Here is a 22,967-nt window from a genome sequence, read left to right on the forward strand (position 1 = left end):
AACGTGGCGCAGGCGGAAGTATTGAATCAGGAATCGCTGGCTAAGCAGGTTTTACAAGAGACCTTCGGCTACCAGCAGTTTCGCCCGGGCCAGGAAACCATTATCGATACGGCACTGGCCGGGCGCGATTGCCTGGTGGTGATGCCGACCGGCGGCGGCAAGTCGCTGTGTTATCAGGTGCCGGCGCTGGTGCTGGGCGGTCTGACTGTCGTGGTCTCGCCGCTCATCTCCTTGATGAAGGATCAGGTCGATCAGCTGCTGGCTAACGGCGTGGCGGCGGCGTGCCTGAATTCAACCCAGAGCCGGGAGCAGCAGCAGGAGGTGATGGCCGGCTGCCGCAGCGGGCAGATTCGCCTGCTGTATATCGCCCCGGAGCGCCTGATGCTGGATAACTTCCTCGAGCATCTTACGCACTGGAATCTGTCGATGGTGGCGGTGGATGAGGCGCACTGTATTTCCCAGTGGGGCCATGATTTTCGTCCGGAATACGCTGCGTTAGGGCAGCTGCGCCAGCGGATACCGCAAATCCCGTTTATGGCGCTGACCGCCACCGCCGATGACACCACGCGTCGCGACATTGTTCGCCTGCTGGGCCTGAGCGACCCGCTTATCCAGGTCAGCAGCTTCGACCGACCCAATATCCGCTACATGCTGATGGAGAAGTTTAAGCCGCTGGATCAGCTGATGCGCTACGTACAGGATCAGCGCGGCAAATCAGGCATTATCTACTGCAATAGCCGGTCGAAAGTGGAGGATACCGCCGCACGCCTGCAAAGTCGCGGCATCAGCGCGGCGGCCTATCACGCCGGCCTGGAAAATCATATCCGCGCCGACGTACAGGAGAAATTCCAGCGCGACGACCTGCAAATCGTGGTGGCCACGGTGGCCTTCGGGATGGGGATCAACAAACCGAACGTCCGTTTTGTGGTGCATTTCGATATCCCCCGCAATATTGAATCCTATTACCAGGAGACCGGCCGCGCCGGGCGCGATGGGCTGCCTGCCGAGGCGATGCTGTTTTACGATCCGGCGGATATGGCGTGGCTCAGGCGCTGCCTTGAGGAGAAACCCGCCGGGCCGCTGCAGGACATTGAACGCCATAAGCTCAACGCGATGGGGGCTTTTGCCGAAGCGCAAACCTGCCGCCGCCTGGTGTTGCTCAACTACTTTGGCGAGGGGCGCCAGGAGCCGTGCGGCAACTGTGATATCTGCCTCGACCCGCCGAAACAGTACGACGGTTTAATGGACGCGCGGAAGGCGCTGTCGACGATTTACCGCGTCAACCAGCGCTTTGGTATGGGCTACGTGGTGGAAGTGCTGCGCGGCGCCAATAACCAGCGTATTCGCGATATGGGGCATGATAAGCTGCCGGTATACGGCATTGGGCGCGAGCAGAGCCATGAGCATTGGGTTAGCGTGATCCGCCAGCTGATCCATTTAGGCCTGGTCACGCAGAATATTGCCCAGCACTCTGCGCTACAGCTTACCGAGGCCGCGCGTCCGGTTCTGCGCGGCGACGTGACGCTACAGCTTGCCGTGCCGCGTATTGTGGCGCTGAAGCCAAAAGCGATGCAGAAATCCTTTGGCGGCAATTACGATCGTAAGCTTTTTGCCAAGCTGCGCAAACTGCGTAAGGCGATTGCCGACGAAGAGAATATCCCACCCTACGTCGTGTTTAACGATGCAACACTGATTGAAATGGCTGAGCAAACGCCGCTGACGGCCGGCGAGATGCTTAGCGTCAACGGCGTCGGCACGCGTAAGCTCGAGCGTTTTGGTAAAGAGTTTATGGCCCTGATCCGCGCGCACGTGGATGGCGATGATGAGTAGTCAGCCGGACGAAAAAGTGCAAATATAGTTTTCGTCCTGACTATTTTCCTGCGAGTTAATTATGTTGACGCTTTTCTTCACCGTCGCGCTGGTGCATATCATTGCGCTGATGAGTCCTGGCCCGGACTTTTTCTTTGTTTCGCAAACCGCCGTTAGCCGCTCTCGTAAGGAGGCGATGATGGGCGTGCTGGGTATCACCTGCGGGGTAATGGTATGGGCGGGCGTAGCGCTGCTCGGCCTGAACCTGATTATCGAGAAGATGGCCTGGCTGCATACCATTATTATGGTCGGCGGCGGCCTGTATCTGTGCTGGATGGGCTTCCAGATGCTGCGTGGCGCGCTGAAAAAAGGCGAAGCGGCGGCAGCGGTAGAGCCTCAGGTTGAGCTGGCGCGCAGCGGCCGGAGCTTTCTGAAAGGGCTGCTGACTAATCTGGCGAACCCAAAAGCGATTATCTATTTCGGCTCCGTGTTCTCGCTGTTCGTCGGCGATAGCGTCAGTTCTGGCGCGCGCTGGGGGATTTTTCTGCTGATCGTACTGGAGACGCTGGCCTGGTTCACGGTGGTTGCCAGCCTGTTCGCCCTGCCAGGCATGCGCCGTGGCTATCAGCGGATGGCGAAGTGGATCGACGGCATCGCCGGTACGCTATTCGCCGGCTTCGGTATTCATCTGATTATTTCACGCTAACCCTTCTGCGTCCCGCCCAGGAGGTTATGGGCGGGCCGGGTATTAATGATGGAGCTGCTGCAAATCGTCGGACGTGAGACCGGTCATTTCCATCACCGCAGTAGTATCAATGCCCCGCTCGAGCATGGCCTTTGCGACGTTAAGTAGCGCAGCGCGTTTGCCCTCTTTTATGCCTTCCTTAATGCCCTTTTGCATACCTTCCTCAAGCCACTTTTCTGCCAGAGTCATCAGTACACCTCCATGTTGCGGCACCCGCTGTGCCAGCTCATATAATAGCGGCCGAACATCCTGCTCTTCTCCCGCCTGGGCCATATATTTTATCAGTACGGTAATTTTTTGTTTATCTATACATCACGCGTGGCGGGCGGAGGCCAGCAGGGCGCCGACCAGCATAAACAGCGAACCAAAGACCTTATTCAGCGCCTTCATCTGTTTTGGCCCCTTGATCCATGCAGCGATACGCTGGGCCAGCGTGGCGTAGCCAATCATGACGATAATATCGACCACAATAGTGGTAACGCCAAGTACCAGATACTGCATTACCTGAGGCTGGTGCGGCACGATAAACTGCGGGAAGAGCGCGGCGAGAAATACGATGCTTTTCGGATTGGTCAGATTCACGAATACCGCGCGCTTAAAGAGTTTGCCGCGGGTCTGCGCTTTCGCAAGGGTATTCAGATCGAGAGAGCCTGCGGCTCGCCACTGCTGAATGCCGAGCCAGATAAGATAAGCGGCGCCCGCCCATTTCAGGATTTCAAAAGCTAACAGCGATCGAGAGAAGAGCGTCCCCAGGCCGACGCCGACCAGCACGATGTGAATGCCGAGCCCGGTCTGTAGCCCGGCAATAGAGGCCGCCGCGCCGCGATAGCCGTGGTTAATAGAGGTGGTCATGGTATTTATTGCCCCGGAGCCCGGCGACAGGCTGAGAATAATAGATGTTAGCAGATAGGCAAACCACCACTCGAACGTCATGAGAAACTCCCTGATTGTCTGTTTTTATGCCACAATACGCTATTGTGTAAGCATTGTGTGATGCACGACAAAAAAACGATTTTCAGCGGTTATTAGGGGTGTAAGCCCGATGTTTTTGCAGCAAAAGGACTGGGAAACACGAGAAAACGCGTTTGCGGCTTTTACCATGGGGCCACTAACCGATTTCTGGCGTCAGCGGGAAGAGGCTGAATTTACGGGCGTGGATGACGTTCCGGTGCGCTTTGTGCGCTTCTGCGCCAAAAGTCACGACCGGGTCGTGGTGATCTGTCCGGGTCGTATTGAAAGCTACGTTAAGTACGCCGAACTGGCTTACGATCTTTTCCGCAGCGGCTTTGATGTGATGATTATCGATCATCGCGGCCAGGGGCGTTCCGGGCGCATGCTTTCCGATACCCACCGCGGGCACGTCGTAAATTTCAGCGATTACGTTGACGATCTCGCCGCTTTCTGGCAACAACATGTCGTGCCGGGGCACTGGCGGAAACGGTTTATTCTTGCCCATTCCATGGGTGGCGCTATTGCGACGCTATTTTTGCAGCGCCACCACCAGCATTGCGACGCGATGGCGCTCTGCGCGCCGATGTTCGGCATTGTTATGCGCCTGCCTGACTGGATGGTGCGCCACATTCTCGATTGGGCTGAGGGCCATCAGCGCATTCGTGAAGAGTATGCCCTCGGTACCGGCCGCTGGCGGGCGCTGCCCTTTGCGGTCAACGTACTGACGCACAGCCGTCAACGCTATCGTCGCAACCTGCGTTTTTACGCCGATGAGCCGCAGCTGCGGGTCGGCGGGCCAACGTTCCATTGGGTGCGCGAGGGGATCCTTGCGGGCGAAGAGGTGCTGGCCGGCGCGGAAAAAGACGTTACGCCAACATTATTGCTCCAGGCGGAAGAAGAGCGTGTAGTCGATAACCGTATGCACGATCGCTACTGTGAACTTCGCGCCGCAGGCGGCCATCCCTGCGAAGGGAATAAGCCGTTTGTCATAGAAGGGGCATACCATGAGATCCTTTTTGAAAAGGACGCCATGCGCTCGGTCGCGCTAAACGCTATCGTCGATTTTTTTGCTCGACATACTTAATCCGGCGAAACGCTCGTCGCCCTGTTTAGAGGTTAAAATTTTTATGTACCAGGTTGTTGCGTCTGACTTAGATGGCACGCTGCTTTCTCCCGATCACTGCTTAACCCCCTACGCCAAAGAGACGCTGAAACTGCTTACCGCACGCGGTATCAATTTCGTGTTCGCGACCGGCCGCCACTACATCGATGTTGGGCAAATTCGCGATAATCTCGGCATTAAATCCTATATGATCACCTCTAACGGCGCCCGCGTACATGATAGCGACGGGAAGCAGATCTTCGCTCATAACCTTGATCGCGATATCGCCTCTGACCTGTTTGAGATGATGCGAAACGATCCGGCGATCGTAACCAACGTTTATCGTGAAGATGAGTGGTATATGAACCGCCACCGTCCGGAAGAGATGCGCTTCTTCAAAGAGGCAGTGTTTAACTACAAGCTGTACGAGCCGGGCGAGCTGGACCCGGAAGGGATCAGCAAAGTCTTTTTCACCTGCGATAAGCATGAGCATCTGCTGCCGCTGGAGCAGGCGATCAACGCCCGCTGGGGCGATCGGGTGAACGTGAGCTTCTCTACCGTCACCTGCCTCGAAGTGATGGCGGGCGGCGTGTCGAAAGGCCATGCGCTGGAGGCCGTGGCGAAAATGCTCGGCTATAGCCTGAAAGAGTGTATCGCCTTCGGCGACGGTATGAACGATGCGGAAATGCTGTCGATGGCGGGCAAGGGCTGCATTATGGCCAACGCGCACCAGCGGCTGAAAGACCTGCATCCTGAGCTGGAAGTGATTGGCAGCAACGTCGACGACGCCGTTCCCCACTACCTGCGTAAACTCTATCTTGACTAAAAAAGATTGACGATTGTTTAATTAATGAGCAGTCGTCAACCTGTCACTTCGCTACAATGCGTGTTCTTTACTCTATGAGACATTCATTGTGGCGCTACTGATTATCACCACCATTCTGTGGGCCTTCTCTTTTAGCCTCTATGGCGAATACCTTGCAGGTCACGTCGACAGTTATTTCGCGGTGCTGGCGCGCGTTGGTCTGGCGGCGCTGGTCTTTTTACCTTTCCTGCGCACCCGCGGGCAAAGCCTGTCAACCATCGGCCTGTATATGCTGGTGGGGGCGATGCAGCTCGGCATTATGTATATGCTGAGTTTCCAGGCCTATCTGTACCTGACGGTATCTGAACTCCTGCTGTTTACCGTCCTGACGCCGCTCTATATCACGCTGATTTATGATGTAATGAGCCGCCGCCGCCTGCGCTGGGGCTACGCCTGCAGCGCGCTGCTGGCGGTGATCGGCGCGGGTATTATTCGCTACGACCAGGTGACAAATCATTTCTGGACCGGTTTGATCCTGGTGCAGCTCTCCAATATCAGCTTCGCGATTGGCATGGTGGGCTACAAGCGCCTGATGGAAACGCGTCCGATGCCGCAGCATAATGCCTTCGCCTGGTTCTATGTCGGGGCGTTTCTGGTGGCGGCGGTTGCCTGGTCGATACTGGGCAATGCGCAGAAAATGCCGGAAACTTCTCTACAGTGGGGCATTCTGGTGTTCCTTGGCGTGGCGGCATCGGGGATCGGCTACTTCATGTGGAACTACGGCGCCACCCAGGTGGATGCCGGTACGCTCGGCATCATGAACAATATGCATGTACCTGCCGGGCTGCTGGTGAATCTTGCTATCTGGCAGGAGCAGCCCCGTTGGCCAAGTTTTATTACGGGAGCTCTGGTGATCCTGGCCTCGCTGTGGGTCCATCGACGCTGGGTCGCTCCGCACTCCGCACAAACGGTAAATGGTCGCAAGCGTGGTTCCGCGCTGAGCGAATAAACGCCTCGGTCACCGGCTGGCGCTGTTCGCCGTCGCGTACCGCGGCGTATAGCCGGCTCCACAGTCCCTCGCCCAGGGTTTTGGTCACCACCAGACCCTGGCGCTCAAAGCTTTCCACAACCCAGTGCGGCAGGGCGGCGATGCCCATCCGCGCCGCCACCATCTGAATTAACAGCAGCGTATTGTCGACGCTCTTCAGCTGCGGGCTGATCCCCGCAGGCTGCAGGAAGTGACGCCAGATATCCAGACGAGCGCGCTGGACCGGGTAAATCAGCAGCATCTCGGTTGCTAAATCCTCAGGCGCAATGCGCGTCTTTGTCGCCAGCGGATGATCCGGTGCCATCACCAGACGCACTTCGAAATCAAACATTGGCGAATAGTGCAGACCGCTGCGCGGCAGGATATCGGAGGTCATGACCAGATCCAGCTCGCCCTGCTGCAGGCCCGGCTGCGGGTCGAAGATCACGCCGGACTGAAAGTCCACTTCCACATGCGGCCAGCGGGCGCGGAAGCTCTCCAGCGCCGGCGTGAGCCATTGAATACAGCTATGGCATTCGATGGCGATACGCAGACGAGTTTGCTGCGGCTCATTGCAATCCTGCAGGGCGCGGCTGATTTGCGGCAGCACCTGGTTGGCCAACTGGAGCAGGATTTCACCCTGCGGCGTAAAGCGCAGCGGCTGACTTTTACGCACAAACAGACGGAAGCCAAGGCGCTGTTCCAGATCGCTGAACTGGTGGGACAAGGCGGATTGAGTCTGGTGCAGGGCCGCTGCCGCGCCTGCCAGCGAACCGCTGTTCCGCAACGCCTGGAGCGTTTTCAGGTGTTTAATTTCGATCATGAAAGTCCTTCACTTCGCCATGAATAATTTGCGCTTGAGGAATATACAGTAACTGCCAATTATGGATGTGTAAACATCTGGACGGCTAAATCCTTTATCTTTCGAATTTATGGTGCGTTGGCTGCACTTCCTCACCCCAGTCACTTACTTCAGTAAGCTCCTGGGGATGAGCAAGTTTGCCGCCTTCCCTAAATCCGAAATCTTTCGGATTGCAATTATGAGGCTCAAAAAATGACAATTATTAACCACACCCTCGGTTTCCCTCGCGTTGGCCTGCGTCGCGAGCTGAAGAAAGCGCAAGAAAGCTATTGGGCGGGCAATATCAGCCGCGAAGAACTGCTGGCCGTTGGCCGGGAACTGCGCGCTCGCCACTGGGAACAGCAAAAGCAGGCGGGCGTTGATCTGCTGCCGGTTGGCGATTTCGCCTGGTACGACCATGTTCTGACCACCAGCCTGTGGCTTGGCAACGTGCCGGCTCGTCATCAGAACAAAGACGGCTCCGTTGATATCGATACTCTGTTTCGCATGGGTCGCGGCCGCGCGCCGACCGGCGAACCGGCCGCGGCGGCGGAAATGACCAAATGGTTTAACACCAACTACCACTACATGGTGCCGGAATTCGTGAAGGGCCAGCAGTTCAAACTGAGCTGGAACCAGCTGTTGGATGAGGTGGACGAAGCGCTGGCGCTGGGCCACAAAGTGAAGCCCGTCCTGCTTGGGCCAGTCACCTATCTGTGGCTTGGGAAGGTGAAAGGCGAGTCGTTCGATCGTCTGAACCTGCTGCACGATATTCTGCCGGTTTACCAGCAGGTGCTGGCGGAGCTGGCAAAACGCGGCATTGAGTGGGTGCAGATTGATGAACCGGCGCTGGTGCTCGAGCTGCCGCAGACGTGGCTGGACGCTTTCAAACCGGCTTATGAGGCGCTTAATGGCCAGGTTAAGCTACTGTTGACCACCTACTTTGAAGGCATTACCGATAACCTCGACACCATTACCGCGCTGCCGGTGCAGGGTTTGCATGTGGATCTGGTCCATGGCCAGGATGATGTCGCCGAACTGCATAAGCGGCTGCCTGCCGACTGGCTGCTCTCCGCGGGCCTGATCAACGGTCGCAACGTCTGGCGCGCCGATCTGAGCGAAAAATACGCGCAGGTTAAAGGGATTGTCGGCAAACGCGAGCTGTGGGTTGCCTCTTCCTGCTCCCTGCTGCACAGCCCGATCGATTTGAGCGTGGAAACGCGGCTTGATGCCGAAGTGAAGAGCTGGTTTGCCTTCGCCCTGCAAAAATGCCAGGAACTGGCGCTGCTGCGCGATGCGCTGAACAGCGGCGACACCGCTGCGATTGCTGACTGGAGCGCGCCGATCCGGGCCCGTCGCTATTCAACCCGCGTGCATAACGCGGCGGTAGAGAAGCGTCTGGCAGCTATAACCGCTCAGGACAGTCAGCGTCAAAGCGGCTACGAAGTTCGCGCCGAAGCGCAGCGCGCCCGCTTTAAGCTGCCGGCCTGGCCGACCACCACCATCGGTTCTTTCCCGCAGACTCCCGAGATCCGCGGCCTGCGTCTGGACTTCAAAAAAGGCCATCTCGACGCTAACCGCTACCGCACCGGCATCGCTGAACACATCAAGCAGGCGATCGTCGAGCAGGAGCGGCTGGGGCTGGACGTGCTGGTACACGGTGAGGCCGAACGTAACGACATGGTGGAATATTTTGGCGAACATCTGGACGGCTTTATCTTCACCCAGAACGGCTGGGTACAGAGCTACGGTTCCCGCTGCGTTAAGCCGCCGGTGGTGATTGGCGACGTCAGCCGTCCGGAGGCGATCACCGTCGAGTGGGCAAAATACGCACAGTCGCTGACCGACAAACCGGTAAAAGGCATGCTGACCGGTCCTGTGACCATTCTTTGCTGGTCCTTCCCGCGCGAGGACGTCAGCCGTGAAACGATTGCGAAACAGATTGCCCTGGCGCTGCGCGACGAAGTGGCGGATCTGGAAGCCGCCGGTATCGGCATCATCCAGATTGACGAACCGGCGCTGCGCGAAGGGCTACCGCTGAAACGTAGCGACTGGGAGGACTATCTGGCGTGGGGTGTGGAAGCTTTTCGCATCAATGCCGCGGTGGCGAAAGATGACACCCAGATCCATACCCATATGTGCTATTGCGAGTTCAACGACATCATGGACTCTATCGCCGCGCTGGATGCGGACGTGATTACCATCGAAACCTCGCGCTCTGATATGGAGCTGCTGGAGTCGTTTGAAGAGTTCGACTATCCGAATGAGATCGGGCCGGGGGTGTACGATATTCACTCGCCGAACGTCCCAGGCGTGGAGTGGATCGAGGCGCTGCTGAAGAAAGCCGCGCAGCGCATCCCGGCAGAGCGCCTGTGGGTAAACCCGGACTGCGGCCTGAAAACCCGCGGCTGGGCGGAAACCCGTGCTGCGCTGGCCAACATGGTTAAAGCCGCGCAGAACCTGCGTCAGGCATAGTATAACCACGCTTTCCGGTGTCCGGATGACAGCATAATAACCCCTGAGCCACTCAGTGCTCTTTCCCCCGGTGGGGGCTACGGATCGCCGCCGCCTGCGGGCCGGTAGCCCGGGTAAGCACAGCGCAACCCGGCGAATGTGCTTATCCTGACCACTCTCTGCTCAAGGAGGCTTCGGCCTCCTTTTTTGTTCTTCCCTGCCAAAAATCGATCGCTGGTGCGCCTTTATGACGATCCTCACAAACATAATAACATTATATTGTTATAACAATTGCCAGTAAAATAATAAAGGAACCTCTGTATGGACTACAACCAGGTGGCAAACGCGATTGTGGGGCACTGTGGCGGCTTAGCTAATTTTCTGCATGTGACCAACTGTATGACGCGCGTACGAATGACGATAAGCGATCAAACACGAGTCAATATCGCCGCGCTTAAAAGCATTGAAGGCGTACTCGGGGTCGTTGAGGACGATACCCTGCAGGTTATTGTTGGGCCGGGAAAATCGTCGAAGGTCGCAAATGTGATTAACGATCTGCTTAAGGGCCAGCCTGCGGACGCTACTCCGTTAAGCAACGTTGAGCAAAAAGCTCAGCTGGCGCGGGAAAAGGCGAAAAAACAGACCCGCACCAAAGTTATTCTTAAGCATATTGCCAATATTTTTGTGCCGATCCTGCCATCGTTGATTGCCGCCGGTATTCTGATGGGAATTAATAACGTGCTGGTGAACTCGGCCGCTTCCTGGGCGCTGGCGCATCATGTGGCGGCGCCGGGAGACCTGTCGCCTACCCAGGTGGTGCTCGATCAACGGCATATGCTCGGCATCAGCCAGTTCCTTGATATCGTCTCTAAAGCGCTGTTCGGCTTCCTCGCCATTTATACCGGCGTGACGGCGGCGAAGGAGTTTGACGGAAACGCGGTGATGGGCGGCCTGCTGGGGGCGATCACCATCGTGCCGCAGATTACCGCGCTGGGGCTGATCCCGGGGCAGGGCGGGCTGATTGGCGTCATTCTTTGCGCCTGGCTAATGTGCCTGCTGGAAAAACGGGTGCGGCGCTTTGTCCCGGATATTGTTGATGTTGTGGTCACGCCAACTATCGTGTTGGTGGTGATGGCAGCGGCGCTGCTGCTGGTGATTATGCCCGTGGCGGGCGTCATTTCTAACGGTATTCTGCACGGGCTAAACGGCCTGCTCTCTACCGGCGGCATTGCGGCTGGGTTTGTCCTCTCCGCGCTTTTCCCCTTCCTGATTTCGCTTGGTCTGCATCACGGCCTGTTCCCTATTCATCTGGAGATGATTAACGCGACCGGCCACGCGCCGCTTTTTGCCATCCAGATTATGTCCAACGCCGGGATGGTGGGTGCCGCGACGGCGGTGCTGCTGCTGACGCGCGACCCGATGATGAAGAAAATCGCTAAAGGGGCGATCCCGACCTCTATTCTGGCGGTGGGTGAACCGACCATTTTCGGCGTCAATATTCCGGCAGGATTTGCCTTTATAACCGGCTCCATCGGCGCTGGTTTCGGCGGAATGATGGTGGTGCTGCTGGGCGTCTCAACCAACGGTGTTGGCGCCGCCGGGCTGTCCGCGCTGCCGCTCATCGCCGACGGCAAATATTTGCAGTACATCATCTCATGGTTAACCGGCTGCGCTGCAGCCTTCGTGCTGACCTATATCGTCGGCAAAGTACGCGGTTACGATAAAGAAACGGCGTGAAGCAAGAGTGAAGGAGTAAAGCATGAAAGCGATAATGTTGATGTTTGATTCGCTGAATAAGCGCCTGCTGTCGGCCTACGGCAGCGACAGGGCGATCACGCCGAATTTCCAGCGGCTGAGGGAGCGTACGGTTCGTTTTGACAACTGCTATGTCGGCAGCATGCCCTGCATGCCTGCACGCCGGGAGCTGCATACCGGACGCTATAACTTTTTACATCGCGGCTGGTCGCCAATCGAGCCGTTCGATGATTCGGTTCCCGAGCTGCTGAAGAAGAACGGTATTCACACCCACCTGGTGACGGATCACAAACACTACTGGCGCGACGGCGGAGCGACCTATCACTCTCGCTACAGCACCTACGAGTTTGTGCGCGGTCAGGAGGGCGATGCCTGGAAAGGGGTGGTGGATAAGCCGCAATATCGCTACGAATCCGGCGAGCCGGAGGAGATCAAACAGCGGCGGATCGCCAGCCGGATTCAGCATCAGATCAACGTGCAGTTTATGCAGAACGAAGAGGATCATCATCTGGCGAAGACGATCGGCAAAGGGCTGGGGTTTATCGACGCCAACCATGCCAGCGATAACTGGTTTCTGCAGCTGGAGTGTTTCGACCCGCATGAGCCGTTTTTCGTGCCGGAAAAATATCTCAAGATGTACGGCATTGACGATCCTGCGCAGTTCGACGGCTGGCCGCCTTACTACTTCGTCACCGAAAGCGACGAACGCAAGAGTATGATCCAGAAATACTATATGGCGCTGCTGACGATGGTGGATGCGTACGTCGGTAAGGTGCTGGACTATATGGATCGTTACGATCTCTGGCGCGACACGATGCTGATCGTCAACACCGACCACGGTTTTTTGCTCGGCGAGCATGAGTGGTGGGGGAAAAATATTATGCCGCTGTATAACGAAGTGGCAAATATTCCGCTGTTTATCTGGCATCCGCAGTATGGCGGCGCGGGCGAGTCTCGTCAGGCACTGGCGCAGACCATCGATATCGCCGCGACGCTGCTGGATTGTTTTGGCCTGAATAAACCGGCGGATATGCAGGGCGTGTCGCTGCTGCCCGCGCTGCGCGACGATACCCCGGTCCGCGACTATGCTCTGTTTGGCTATCACGGTTGCCATATTAATATTACCGATGGTCGCTACGTCTATATGCGCTCGCCCGTTGAGCAAGGCGTCGATGGCCTGTTCGAATACACCCTGATGCCGACCCGTATCAATCGTCGCTTCACGCCGCAGGAGCTGCGCGAAACGACGCTGCATCCGCCGTTTCGCTTTACCAAGGGCTGTCCGGTAATGAAAATTCCCGCTGAGTCGGTGATGACCCGCGGCGCCGATCGCTTCGGTCATCGACTATATGATTTACACACCGATCCGACGCAGCAAACCCAGTGCCGGGATGAACACGCGGCGCGGCGGCTGCGGGAGCAGATGATCTGCATGATGAAGGAGAACGATGCGCCCGCTGAGCTGTACGCGCGCTATGGCCTGGATGATGCGCAAAGCCCGCTGCTGGGGCTGGATCCGCACCTGCTACCGGAGCTGGCCGCCTTTACGCCGCAGGTGCGCTACGGCCTGTTTGCGCTACTGCAGCATCTGGAGGGCAGCGGGCAGCATGTTCTGGCTGACAAACTGCGGGCCGCCTGTCAGCCGGACTGGGCGCGGCAAAATTTGTGGGCTTTCGTGCAGAACGAGGTTCCGGAGGAGCAGCATCAGAGCGTGTACTATAAGATGGCGTTAGAAATGCGACTTGATTAAGGGGTACCCCCGGCTGCGGCCGGGGAACAGGAGTGCGAAGTTAATGAAAGAAGAACTGGACTATTCTCGCGGCGCGAAACCATTGTACGCCCAGCTTCACGATATCCTGCTGGAAAAGCTGAGAACCGGGGCCTACAAAAAGAATGATGTCCTGCCGACCGAAGCCGAGTTTGAAGAGCTGTTCGGCGTCAGCCGCATCACCGCCCGGCGCGCGCTGGCCGAGCTGGCCGCGAAAGGGCTGGTAAAACGCCAGGCTGGAATCGGTACTATGGTTATCAGCACCTCAGAGAAACAGGGCGTCAAAACCCGTATCCGGCTGGTTGATGGCCAGCAGCAGCACTCTATTTCGCGACATAATCTGACACTCGAGCAGCTGTTGCCGCCGGCGGAAGTGGCGCAGGCCTTCGCTCTCCCGGCGGGGCAGAAAATTCAGCGTCTCACCCGCACGATCTATCGACAAAATGAACTGCCCGCGCAGGTAAACTATATCTGGCTGACGCCGCGTCTGGGCGAGCTGACTTTAGACGCGTTTAAAGAAGGTTTGTATAGTGCGCTGGAACAGCGCGGCGAAAATATTGACAGCTATAAAGACACCATTACCGCCGAGCTGCCGACGGCCCAGGACTGCGACATTCTGCAGGTTGCCGCAGGCGAGCCGCTGCTGGTGAAGACTCGCCAGGGATTTAACGATCGCGGCGAGCTGGTGGAATATACCATCGCCCGCCATATCGCCAGCTGCTATCAGTACATTGTAGAGAACAGTTAATGGCAGCATTTACCGGGCCATCAAATCTGGGGAAATTAGCATGATTCATGGCTGCCACGTGATGGCAAAGCCGAGCGGCTCGGTGTGTAACATCGATTGCACCTACTGCTTTTATCTGGAAAAAGAAGCGCTTTATCCGGAACGGAATAAAAACTGGCGCATGTCCGATGAGACGCTGGAAAACTATATTCGCCAGCATATTGCCGCCCAGTCCGGCGATGCGGTGACCTTTGCCTGGCAGGGCGGCGAGCCGACCATGATGGGGCTGCCGTTTTTTCGCCGGGTCGTTGAGCTGTGCGGCCAGTACGCCAACGGTAAGAAGATAGAACATGCGCTGCAAACTAACGGCGTCCTGGTGGACGAAGAGTGGGCGCGTTTTTTTGCCGAACAGGGTTTTCTGGTGGGTTTGTCGATAGACGGCCCGGCGCATCTGCATAACCAGTACCGCGTTAACCGCGCCGGAAAGGGTACCCACGAAAAGGTTGTTGCGGCGATGGCGCTGCTGAAGGCGCATAACGTCGAGTTCAATACCCTGACCGTCGTCGGCAAGCATAACGTCGATCATGCCCGTGAAGTGTATGATTTCCTGCTGGCGGCCGGTTCGCGCTATATGCAGTTTATCCCGCTGGTCGAACGGATGAGCAGCGACGCCTCGGCGCCGCTCCAGCTGGTGCTCCCGGGTGAGAGCGCGGCGCGGCTGGCGCCCTGGACGGTACCCTCCTGGCAGTTCGGCGAGTTTCTTAACCAAATTTTCGATATCTGGGTTCGTCGCGACGTCGATCGCGTCTACGTGCAGATGTTTGACGTTGCCCTGGCGGCATGGACCGGTCAGCCGCCGGTGCTTTGCGTACATTCGCCAACCTGCGGGCACGCTTTTGCGCTGGAATCGAACGGCGATCTGTATAACTGCGATCACTTTGTTTATCCGGAGCATAAGCTGGGTAATATTCATCAGCAGAGCATCCGCGAGCTGAATAATAGCGAGCAGGCCATCGCTTTTGGTCAGGCAAAACAAGAGACGCTAACGGCGGATTGCCGCAGCTGCGAGTTTCGCTTTGCCTGCCACGGCGGTTGTCCGAAACATCGCTTCGCCGTTTCCCCGAGCGGTCGCCCCGGCCATAGCTACCTGTGCGCAGGCTACCAGCACTTTTTCAAACACGTGACGCCGTATATGAACGTCTGGCGGCAGCTTCTGGAAAACGGTTATCCGCTCCCGGCCATGATGCAGTGGCTGGCGCAAGAAGAGCAGCAGCCGAAAACGGCTTCCCGCAACGACCCTTGCCCCTGCGGCAGCGGGCGTAAATATAAAAAATGCTGCGGCGCGCAGCATTGATATGCTTAAAGTAATACGTCAAAGCCCTGGCGCTGGAGATGGCCAGAGTTAATCATTTACTGAATGGGTCTACTGTCACTCTTCGGAGATGAATGATGATTGAACGCCACGAGCAAAAGAAGTATTTACGTTTTGCCATTAATCTGGGCAACCCGGTTCTTACGATACTGTCGCCAGATGGATCGCCGGGGGGGATAACCGTCGAACTGGCAAAGAAACTGGCGACTGAGAGCCAGCGTGAAGCGCGGTTGGTGACCTGGCCAACGGCCGGGCAGGTCGTGGATGCGGCGCTGATGGATCAATGGGATATCGCTTTTCTGGCTATCGACCCGGCGAGGGAAGATAAGCTTCGCTTTACGCCCTCCTACGTCACGATCGAGAGTTCGCTGATGGTTAAAAAAGAGAGCAAGATTCAATCGGTTCAGGAGATGGACCGCGAAGGTTCAGTAATCAACGTGGGCAAAGGTGCGGCCTACGAGTTGTATCTGATTCGCACGCTAAAACATGCGACGCTGCGCCAATATGCCACTTCGCAGGATGCTATACAGGCGTTCATCAACGGCGAAGGTGATATGGTGGCCGGTATTCGTCAGCCTCTGGAGAAAGCCGCGCGGGATAATCCACAGTTTCGCGTTTTACCCGATAGTTTTAGCCAGATACATCAGGCGATATGCGTGCCGCGCAATGCGACACAGCACTATGAATTTATTTGCCGCTGCCTTTTTTCATGGATAGCGGACGGGACTATTGCCGGGATGGTGAGTCACCATATCGGCAATAGTTGATTTTTACCCCCGCTTACCGCCGTACTGCGCAAACCACGCCAGCATTTGCTGCCAGCCGTCTTTCGCCGACTCTTCATGATAGCTGGCGCGATAGTCGGCATTAAAAGCGTGGCCGGCCTGCGGATAAACCACAATTTCCGCCGTGGCGTTGGCCGCCCGTAGCGCCTGGCGCATGGTTTCTACCGTATCCTGTGGGATGCTGTCATCTTTTGCGCCATACAGCCCTAAAACCGGCGCATTCAGATCGACGGCGACATCGACCGGATGCTTCGGCGAATTAAGCGTTTTTTCGCCGACCAGCTTGCCGTACCAGGCGACGGCGGCTTTTAGCTGCGGGTTATGCGCAGCGTACAGCCAGGTGATGCGCCCGCCCCAGCAGAAACCGGTAATGAGCAGACGGTGGGCGTCGCCGCCGTGGCGGTAGGCCCAGCTAGCCACGTGATCGAGGTCGGCCAGCACCTGAGAATCCGGCACCTTTGTGACCAGCCCCTGGAACAGAGAAGGAATGTCGCTGTAATCGTTAGGATCGCCCTGGCGGAAGTACAGCTCCGGTGCGATAGCCAGATACCCCTCCTTTGCCAGACGGCGGCAGATATCGCGGATATGTTCATGCACGCCGAAAATTTCCTGAACCACGATAACCACCGGCAGCGAACCGTCGACGCTGCGCGGGCGGGCATGGAATGCCGGCATGTTATCTCCCTGCGAAGGGATGGATGTCTCCCCGAAGACGATGTTCTCATCTGATGTGTGAACGGCAGTTGAGGCGTGCGGCGTGGCTGCAGGTGCAAAGCCGGTTGGCTTGATTGTCGTCATGGTATTCTCCGTACCCTCAATTTATTAGCGCATCAATAACTATAGCTGCTCTGGACAGGACGTTAACCAAACACAGTGCCCGAAACCGGCTATCTTTTGTTCAGGGTTCTGAGATTTAGCTTGTTAATGTGATGTTTATCACTATTTTATGGAAAGTTATTGCAATGAATTTCATTCATGGTGATTGGTATCACAAAACTGAACCAGCAGCTTCTGTAAAGTACCGTTTTGCTTCTGCTGATAATTCGACCCACAGAGGAGTTTTTTATGTCCAAGTCTGATGTTTTTCATCTCGGCCTCACCAAAAACGATTTACAAGGGGCTACGCTGGCTATCGTCCCTGGCGATCCGGAGCGTGTGGAAAAGATCGCCGCGCTGATGGATAAGCCGGTTAAGCTGGCATCTCACCGTGAATTCACCACCTGGCGCGCCGAGCTGGATGGTAAAGCAGTGATTGTCTGCTCTACCGGTATCGGCGGCCCATCGACCTCTATCGCCGTGGAAGAACTGGCCCAGCTCGGCATCCGTACCTTCCTGCGTATTGGTACCACCGGCGCCATTCAGCCGCACATTAACGTAGGTGATGTTCTGGTGACCACCGCTTCTGTCCGCCTGGACGGTGCAAGCCTGCACTTTGCGCCGATGGAGTTCCCGGCGGTGGCTGATTTTGAATGTACTACCGCGCTGGTTGAAGCGGCGAAGTCTATTGGCGCGACCACCCATATCGGCGTGACCGCCTCTTCCGATACCTTCTATCCGGGCCAGGAACGTTACGATACCTTCTCCGGCCGCGTCGTTAGCCGCTTTAAAGGCTCGATGGAAGAGTGGCAGGCGATGGGCGTAATGAACTATGAAATGGAATCCGCCACTCTGCTGACCATGTGCGCCAGCCAGGGCCTGCGCGCCGGAATGGTTGCCGGGGTTATCGTCAACCGTACCCAGCAGGAGATTCCGAACGCGGAAACCATGAAGCAAACCGAAAGCCACGCGGTGAAAATTGTCGTGGAAGCGGCGCGCCGCCTGCTGTAATTATTCTCTCTTCGTATAAGGGTCGGATTCTTCGGCCCTTCTTTTTTGCGTAGCGCCTCGCAGGAAAACCCTTTCAAACTGGACGTTTGTACAGCACAATTCTATTTTGTGCCGTAAGTCGTTGCCGCAGGGGGCGTTGTGGATATCTCAATTATTATTAGTGCCGTCGTGGCGCTGGCCGTGGGGCTGATTGTCGGCTGGCTGGCGACCAAAGCGCACGCCGATCAAATTCGCGCCGATCTCATCGAAGAGCGGCGCGAGCTGGATATTGAGCTGAGCGCCACCCGCCAACGGCTGGTACAGGAGTCTCACTGGCGCGAAGAGTGTGAACTGCTGAATAACGAGCTGCGCAGCCTGCGCGAAATCAACGCCTCGCTGGAAGCTGACCTCCGCGAAGTGACCACTCGTCTTGAATCCACTCAGCTGCATGCGGAAGACAAAATCCGCCAGATGGTTAACAGCGAGCAGAGGCTTAGCGAGCAGTTTGAGAATCTGGCGAACCGTATTTTTGAGCACAGTAATCGCCGGGTAGATGAGCAGAACCGCCAGAGCCTGCATGGTCTGCTGACGCCGCTGCGCGAACAGCTGGATGGCTTTCGTCGGCAGGTGCAGGATAGCTTTGGCCAGGAAGCGCGGGAGCGTCACACCCTGGCCCATGAAATCCGCAATCTTCAGCAGCTAAATGCGCAGATGGCCCAGGAAGCGCTAAATCTGACCCGCGCGCTAAAAGGCGATAACAAAACCCAGGGCAACTGGGGCGAGGTGGTGTTGACCCGCGTACTGGAAGCATCGGGGCTGCGGGAAGGCCATGAATATCAAACTCAGGTGAGCATCGAAACGGAAAACCGCGCGCGGATGCAGCCTGATGTGATCGTCCGTTTGCCGCAGGGAAAGGATGTGGTCATCGATGCCAAAATGACCCTGGTGGCCTATGAGCGTTACTTCAACGCTGACGATGATTACACCCGAGAAGCGGCGCTGCAGGAGCATATTGCTTCCGTACGCAACCATATGCGCCTGCTGGGACGCAAAGATTATCAGCAGCTGCCTGGGCTGCGCTCGCTTGACTATGTTCTGATGTTTATCCCGGTGGAACCGGCCTTCCTGCTGGCAATCGATCGCCAGCCGGAACTCATTAGCGAAGCGCTGAAAAACAACATCATGCTGGTGAGCCCGACCACGCTGCTGGTGGCGCTACGGACCATCGCCAATCTCTGGCGCTATGAACATCAGAGCCGTAACGCGCAGAAAATTGCCGAAAGAGCGGGGCGTCTGTATGACAAGATGCGTCTGTTTGTTGACGATATGTCGGCCATTGGCCAGAGCCTGGATAAAGCCCAGGATAACTACCGTCAGGCGATGAAAAAGCTCGCCTCCGGGCGCGGTAACCTGCTGGTGCAGGCGGAGTCATTTCGCGGGCTGGGGGTGGAGGTTAAACGTGGGATTAATCCTGACTTAGTCGAACAGGCAGCCGCGCAGGATGAAGAATACTTCCTTACAGAAGACGGTAACGCGCAGGAAGATAAAGACTTTTCTGCCGATAAGGCCGTTGCCGCTGCGTATGAGAACCGTCCTCAGCCGCGTTGAAGCGTATGGGAAGTGCGCTAAACCTGTTACACTCAACGAACATTTTCTTGATAAGTAAGCAGGCATAGAGATGGTTGAGGATTCACAAGAAACGACGCATTTTGGCTTTCAGACTGTCGCCAAAGAGCAGAAAGCTGACATGGTGGCGCATGTATTTCATTCTGTGGCCGCAAAATATGACGTAATGAACGATCTGATGTCGTTCGGTATTCATCGTTTGTGGAAGCGTTTCACCATCGACTGCAGCGGCGTCCGCCGTGGGCAAACCGTGTTGGATCTGGCCGGAGGAACCGGCGATCTGACGGCGAAATTTTCTCGCCTGGTCGGCGAAACCGGCCGCGTGATGCTGGCGGATATCAACGACTCTATGCTGAAAATGGGCCGTGAAAAGCTGCGCAATATCGGCATTGTCGGCAACGTGGAATACGTCCAGGCGAACGCCGAAGCGCTACCTTTTGCGGACAACACCTTTGACTGCATTACGATTTCTTTCGGTCTGCGTAACGTGACGGATAAAGAAAAAGCGCTGCGCTCTATGTACCGCGTATTAAAGCCGGGTGGCCGTCTGCTGGTGCTGGAATTCTCAAAACCGATTATTGAGCCGCTTAGCAAAGCCTACGACGCCTATTCCTTCCATATCCTGCCGCGCGTAGGCGAGCTGGTTGCGAAAGACGCCGAAAGCTATCGTTATCTTGCTGAATCTATTCGAATGCATCCCGATCAGGACACGCTGAAAGGCATGATGCAGGATGCAGGATTTGAAAACGTCGACTACTACAACCTCACGGCAGGCATCGTTGCGCTACACCGCGGTTATAAGTTCTGACAGGAGGGACGCTATGCCTTTCAAACCACTGGTTACCGCCGGTCTTGAGACGGTTCTGAATACCTTCCTCTGGCGCGATCGGGCGTTGAAACCTGCCCGTCAGCGTCTGCTGGGGAAAGTGCTGCGTGTCGAACTGCAGGAGCTCTCCGAACCCGTGGTGCTGGTTTTTAGCGAGCGCCAGGTCGATGTGCTGGGGGCGTGGGAAGGCGAGGCAGACTGCACCGTGCGTACTCGCCTGAGCGTGCTTCCGCAGCTACGTAATCGCCAGCAGCTTACCGCGCTGATTCGCAGCGGCGATCTTGAAGTGCAGGGCGATCTGCAGGTGGTACAAAATACCGTTACGCTGTGCGATCTCGCGGAGTTCGATCCGGCTGAACTGCTCGCACCGTATACCGGGGATGTGGTTGCGGAAGGCTTTAGTAAAGTATTCCGCGGCGGTGCTCGTTTTCTTCTGCGTGGTGCTCAGCGCCAGCAGCGCTATGTTGCGGAAGCGATTACCGAAGAGTGGCGCCTGGCGCCGGGTCCGCTGGAGCTGGCCTGGTTTGCTGAAGAAACCGCAGCCGTTGAGCGAGCGCTGGCCGCGCTGGAAAAACGGCTGGAAACGCTGGAGGGCAAATGACGCCAGGAGAATTACGGCGCCTGTATTTCATCGTCCACACCTTTTTGAGCTACGGGCTTGATGAGCTCATTCCTAAAATGCGTATCACGCTGCCGCTGCGAATCTGGCGGCGGATGTTGTTCTGGATGCCAAACCGCCATAAAGAACGTCCTCTTGGCGAGCGCCTGCGCCTTGCGCTGCAGGAGCTGGGTCCGGTGTGGATCAAGTTTGGCCAGATGCTCTCGACCCGTCGCGACCTGTTCCCTCCCCACATTGCCGATCAGCTGGCCATGCTGCAGGATCGCGTTGCGCCTTTTGATGGTCTGCAGGCCAAAAAGCAAATTGAGCAAGCCATGGGCGGCTTGCCGGTAGAAGCCTGGTTTGATGATTTCTCTGTTGAACCGCTTGCTTCCGCTTCTATTGCTCAGGTGCATACCGCGCGCTTGAAAGAGAACGGCAAAGAAGTGGTCATTAAAGTGATCCGCCCGGATATCGTGCCGGTTATCAAAGCGGATATGAAGCTCATCTACCGCCTTGCCCGCTGGGTGCCTCGTCTGTTACCGGACGGTCGTCGCCTGCGCCCGCAGGAAGTGGTGCGTGAATACGAAAAAACGCTGCTGGATGAGCTCAACCTGCTGCGTGAATCGGCTAACGCTATTCAGCTGCGGCGCAACTTTGAAGATAGCCCGATGCTTTATGTCCCGGAAGTTTACTCGGACTACTGCAGTGAAGGCATGATGGTGATGGAGCGGATTTACGGGATCCCGGTTTCCGACGTCGCCGCGCTGGAAGCGCAGGGGACCAACATGCAGCTGCTGGCTGAGCGCGGCGTGCAGGTCTTCTTTACTCAGGTTTTCCGCGACAGCTTCTTCCATGCCGACATGCATCCGGGCAACATTTTCGTCAGTCGTAATCACCCGGAAGACCCGCAGTATATTGGTATAGACTGCGGTATCGTCGGCTCGCTGAACAAAGAAGATAAACGCTATCTGGCGGAAAACTTTATTGCCTTCTTCAATCGCGACTACCGTAAGGTTGCGGAACTGCACGTTGATTCCGGCTGGGTTCCGGCAGATACCAACGTCGAAGAGTTCGAATTTGCCATTCGTACCGTCTGCGAGCCTATTTTTGAAAAACCGCTGGCGGAAATCTCGTTTGGCCATGTGTTGTTGAACCTGTTTAACACGGCGCGACGTTTCAATATGGAAGTGCAGCCGCAGCTGGTTCTGCTGCAGAAGACATTACTTTACGTAGAAGGAGTAGGTCGCCAGCTCTATCCTCAGTTAGACTTGTGGAAAACGGCGAAACCGTTCCTTGAGTCGTGGATTAAAGATCAGGTGGGCATTCCGGCTCTGGTGCGGGCTTTTAAAGAGAAGGCGCCGTTCTGGATTGAGAGAATGCCGGAAATACCTGAGCTGGTGTATCAGAGCCTGCAGCAAAGCAAGCAGTTACAGAATAGCGTCGATACCATCGTGCGCGACATCCAGGTGCGGCACGTGCGCCAGGGGCAGTCCCGTTATCTGTTTGGTATAGGCGCGGTTTTATTACTGAGTGGTACGCTGCTGTTCATCCACCGCCCTGAGTGGGGCATGATGCCCGGCTGGCTGATGGCCGCTGGCGTCGTAACCTGGCTTATCGGCTGGCGTAAGACGAACTGACGGCAGTCGCCTTTATCACTGCGCATAACGTGTATAATGCGTCCTATTAATTCATCATCTGTCATAGGGGAATGTGTATGGGTGGTATCAGTATTTGGCAGTTACTCATTGTTGTCGTCATTGTGGTTCTGCTTTTTGGGACAAAAAAGCTGAGCTCGCTCGGTTCCGATTTGGGGGCGTCGATCAAAGGTTTTAAAAAGGCCATGAGCGACGACGATAAACCGGAAAAATCCGCGCCGGATGCAGATTTCGCGGCAAAAACCCTTGCTGATAAGCCGGATGACGCAAAAAAAGACGAGACTAAACGCCACGACAAAGAGCAGGTGTAAT

General features: G+C 56.4%; 20 protein-coding genes and 1 pseudogene. 17 read left to right on the forward strand and 4 right to left on the reverse strand.

The window, feature by feature from the left end; all coding sequences use genetic code 11:
- The first annotated feature begins 3 nt into the window (after positions 1 to 3).
- Together recQ and rhtC are read left to right on the forward strand one after the other, a co-directional pair.
- Positions 4 to 1,830, forward strand: coding sequence for an ATP-dependent DNA helicase RecQ (recQ, locus tag K2184_RS24395; protein ID WP_004107693.1), 1,827 nt, complete (start codon positions 4 to 6; stop codon positions 1,828 to 1,830).
- A gap of 61 nt (positions 1,831 to 1,891) precedes the next feature.
- Positions 1,892 to 2,515, forward strand: coding sequence for a threonine export protein RhtC (gene rhtC / locus K2184_RS24400; protein WP_004107695.1), 624 nt, complete (start codon positions 1,892 to 1,894; stop codon positions 2,513 to 2,515).
- A gap of 42 nt (positions 2,516 to 2,557) precedes the next feature.
- On the opposite strand, the pseudogene K2184_RS24405 reads toward rhtC, so the two are convergent.
- Together K2184_RS24405 and rhtB are read right to left on the reverse strand one after the other, a co-directional pair.
- A pseudogene (locus tag K2184_RS24405) lies at positions 2,558 to 2,854 on the reverse strand (Rpn family recombination-promoting nuclease/putative transposase); the annotation flags it as partial.
- Between the two features lie 12 nt (positions 2,855 to 2,866).
- Positions 2,867 to 3,487 (reverse strand): homoserine/homoserine lactone efflux protein, encoded by a 621-nt coding sequence (rhtB, locus tag K2184_RS24410; protein ID WP_004107699.1) that lies wholly within the window; start codon positions 3,485 to 3,487, stop codon positions 2,867 to 2,869.
- A 109-nt stretch (positions 3,488 to 3,596) separates the two neighbouring features.
- On the opposite strand from rhtB, the gene pldB reads away from it, so the two are divergent.
- The 3 genes from pldB (at position 3,597) to K2184_RS24425 (ending at position 6,421) form a co-directional block, all read left to right on the forward strand.
- On the forward strand, positions 3,597 to 4,589 hold the full coding sequence (gene pldB, locus K2184_RS24415) for a lysophospholipase L2 (protein ID WP_004107700.1): 993 nt from the start codon (positions 3,597 to 3,599) through the stop codon (positions 4,587 to 4,589).
- Between the two features lie 43 nt (positions 4,590 to 4,632).
- Positions 4,633 to 5,433 carry a sugar/pyridoxal phosphate phosphatase YigL gene (gene yigL / locus K2184_RS24420; protein WP_126489617.1) on the forward strand — a complete coding sequence of 267 codons (801 nt, stop codon included), beginning with the start codon at positions 4,633 to 4,635 and terminating at the stop codon, positions 5,431 to 5,433.
- An 88-nt stretch (positions 5,434 to 5,521) separates the two neighbouring features.
- Positions 5,522 to 6,421 (forward strand): carboxylate/amino acid/amine transporter, encoded by a 900-nt coding sequence (locus tag K2184_RS24425; protein WP_004107702.1) that lies wholly within the window; start codon positions 5,522 to 5,524, stop codon positions 6,419 to 6,421.
- Here K2184_RS24425 and metR read toward each other — a convergent pair.
- Positions 6,309 to 7,262, reverse strand: a complete 954-nt coding sequence (metR, locus tag K2184_RS24430) for an HTH-type transcriptional regulator MetR (protein ID WP_004107703.1) — start codon at positions 7,260 to 7,262, stop codon at positions 6,309 to 6,311. The genes K2184_RS24425 and metR overlap by 113 nt on opposite strands.
- A 231-nt stretch (positions 7,263 to 7,493) precedes the next feature.
- Here metR and metE point away from each other — a divergent pair, with 231 nt between their 5' ends.
- From metE to K2184_RS24460, 6 genes are all read left to right on the forward strand, one after another.
- Positions 7,494 to 9,755 carry a 5-methyltetrahydropteroyltriglutamate--homocysteine S-methyltransferase gene (gene metE / locus K2184_RS24435; protein ID WP_105889467.1) on the forward strand — a complete coding sequence of 754 codons (2,262 nt, stop codon included), beginning with the start codon at positions 7,494 to 7,496 and terminating at the stop codon, positions 9,753 to 9,755.
- 300 nt (positions 9,756 to 10,055) lie between these two features.
- Positions 10,056 to 11,471: a PTS transporter subunit EIIC gene (locus K2184_RS24440; RefSeq protein WP_032729265.1), complete on the forward strand. Its 1,416-nt coding sequence runs from the start codon at positions 10,056 to 10,058 to the stop codon at positions 11,469 to 11,471.
- 22 nt (positions 11,472 to 11,493) lie between these two features.
- Positions 11,494 to 13,239 carry a sulfatase gene (locus K2184_RS24445; RefSeq protein ID WP_004107708.1) on the forward strand — a complete coding sequence of 582 codons (1,746 nt, stop codon included), beginning with the start codon at positions 11,494 to 11,496 and terminating at the stop codon, positions 13,237 to 13,239.
- A 43-nt stretch (positions 13,240 to 13,282) separates the two neighbouring features.
- A complete protein-coding gene (locus K2184_RS24450) occupies positions 13,283 to 14,005 on the forward strand; it encodes a GntR family transcriptional regulator (protein WP_004107711.1) in 723 nt (240 codons plus the stop codon).
- Positions 14,006 to 14,045: 40 nt separating this feature from the next.
- Entirely contained in the window at positions 14,046 to 15,338 is a 1,293-nt protein-coding gene (locus K2184_RS24455) for an anaerobic sulfatase maturase (RefSeq protein WP_023321880.1), read from the forward strand.
- Between the two features lie 95 nt (positions 15,339 to 15,433).
- Complete coding sequence (locus tag K2184_RS24460; protein WP_123830353.1) at positions 15,434 to 16,123, forward strand: transporter substrate-binding domain-containing protein; 690 nt, start codon at positions 15,434 to 15,436, stop codon at positions 16,121 to 16,123.
- A 3-nt stretch (positions 16,124 to 16,126) separates the two neighbouring features.
- Here the strand turns inward: K2184_RS24460 and K2184_RS24465 are convergent, their stop codons facing one another.
- Positions 16,127 to 16,939 carry a dienelactone hydrolase family protein gene (locus K2184_RS24465; protein ID WP_163525606.1) on the reverse strand — a complete coding sequence of 271 codons (813 nt, stop codon included), beginning with the start codon at positions 16,937 to 16,939 and terminating at the stop codon, positions 16,127 to 16,129.
- 267 nt (positions 16,940 to 17,206) lie between these two features.
- Here K2184_RS24465 and udp point away from each other — a divergent pair, with 267 nt between their 5' ends.
- From udp to tatA, 6 genes are all read left to right on the forward strand, one after another.
- Complete coding sequence (udp, locus tag K2184_RS24470; protein WP_004097583.1) at positions 17,207 to 17,968, forward strand: uridine phosphorylase; 762 nt, start codon at positions 17,207 to 17,209, stop codon at positions 17,966 to 17,968.
- A gap of 138 nt (positions 17,969 to 18,106) precedes the next feature.
- Complete coding sequence (gene rmuC / locus K2184_RS24475; protein ID WP_016808228.1) at positions 18,107 to 19,555, forward strand: DNA recombination protein RmuC; 1,449 nt, start codon at positions 18,107 to 18,109, stop codon at positions 19,553 to 19,555.
- A 70-nt stretch (positions 19,556 to 19,625) separates the two neighbouring features.
- Complete coding sequence (ubiE, locus tag K2184_RS24480) at positions 19,626 to 20,381, forward strand: bifunctional demethylmenaquinone methyltransferase/2-methoxy-6-polyprenyl-1,4-benzoquinol methylase UbiE (protein WP_004107776.1); 756 nt, start codon at positions 19,626 to 19,628, stop codon at positions 20,379 to 20,381.
- Between the two features lie 13 nt (positions 20,382 to 20,394).
- A complete protein-coding gene (gene ubiJ / locus K2184_RS24485; RefSeq protein WP_016808229.1) occupies positions 20,395 to 21,000 on the forward strand; it encodes a ubiquinone biosynthesis protein UbiJ in 606 nt (201 codons plus the stop codon).
- A complete protein-coding gene (ubiB, locus tag K2184_RS24490) occupies positions 20,997 to 22,637 on the forward strand; it encodes a ubiquinone biosynthesis regulatory protein kinase UbiB (RefSeq protein WP_004107780.1) in 1,641 nt (546 codons plus the stop codon). The genes ubiJ and ubiB overlap by 4 nt, the downstream gene beginning before the upstream one ends.
- Positions 22,638 to 22,714: 77 nt before the next feature.
- Positions 22,715 to 22,966 carry a Sec-independent protein translocase subunit TatA gene (tatA, locus tag K2184_RS24495; RefSeq protein ID WP_004107782.1) on the forward strand — a complete coding sequence of 84 codons (252 nt, stop codon included), beginning with the start codon at positions 22,715 to 22,717 and terminating at the stop codon, positions 22,964 to 22,966.
- Position 22,967 lies beyond the last annotated feature (1 nt).

The sequence above is a fragment of the Klebsiella sp. K5-306 genome (genome assembly GCF_051835185.1).
Classification (GTDB): domain Bacteria; phylum Pseudomonadota; class Gammaproteobacteria; order Enterobacterales; family Enterobacteriaceae; genus Klebsiella; species Klebsiella oxytoca.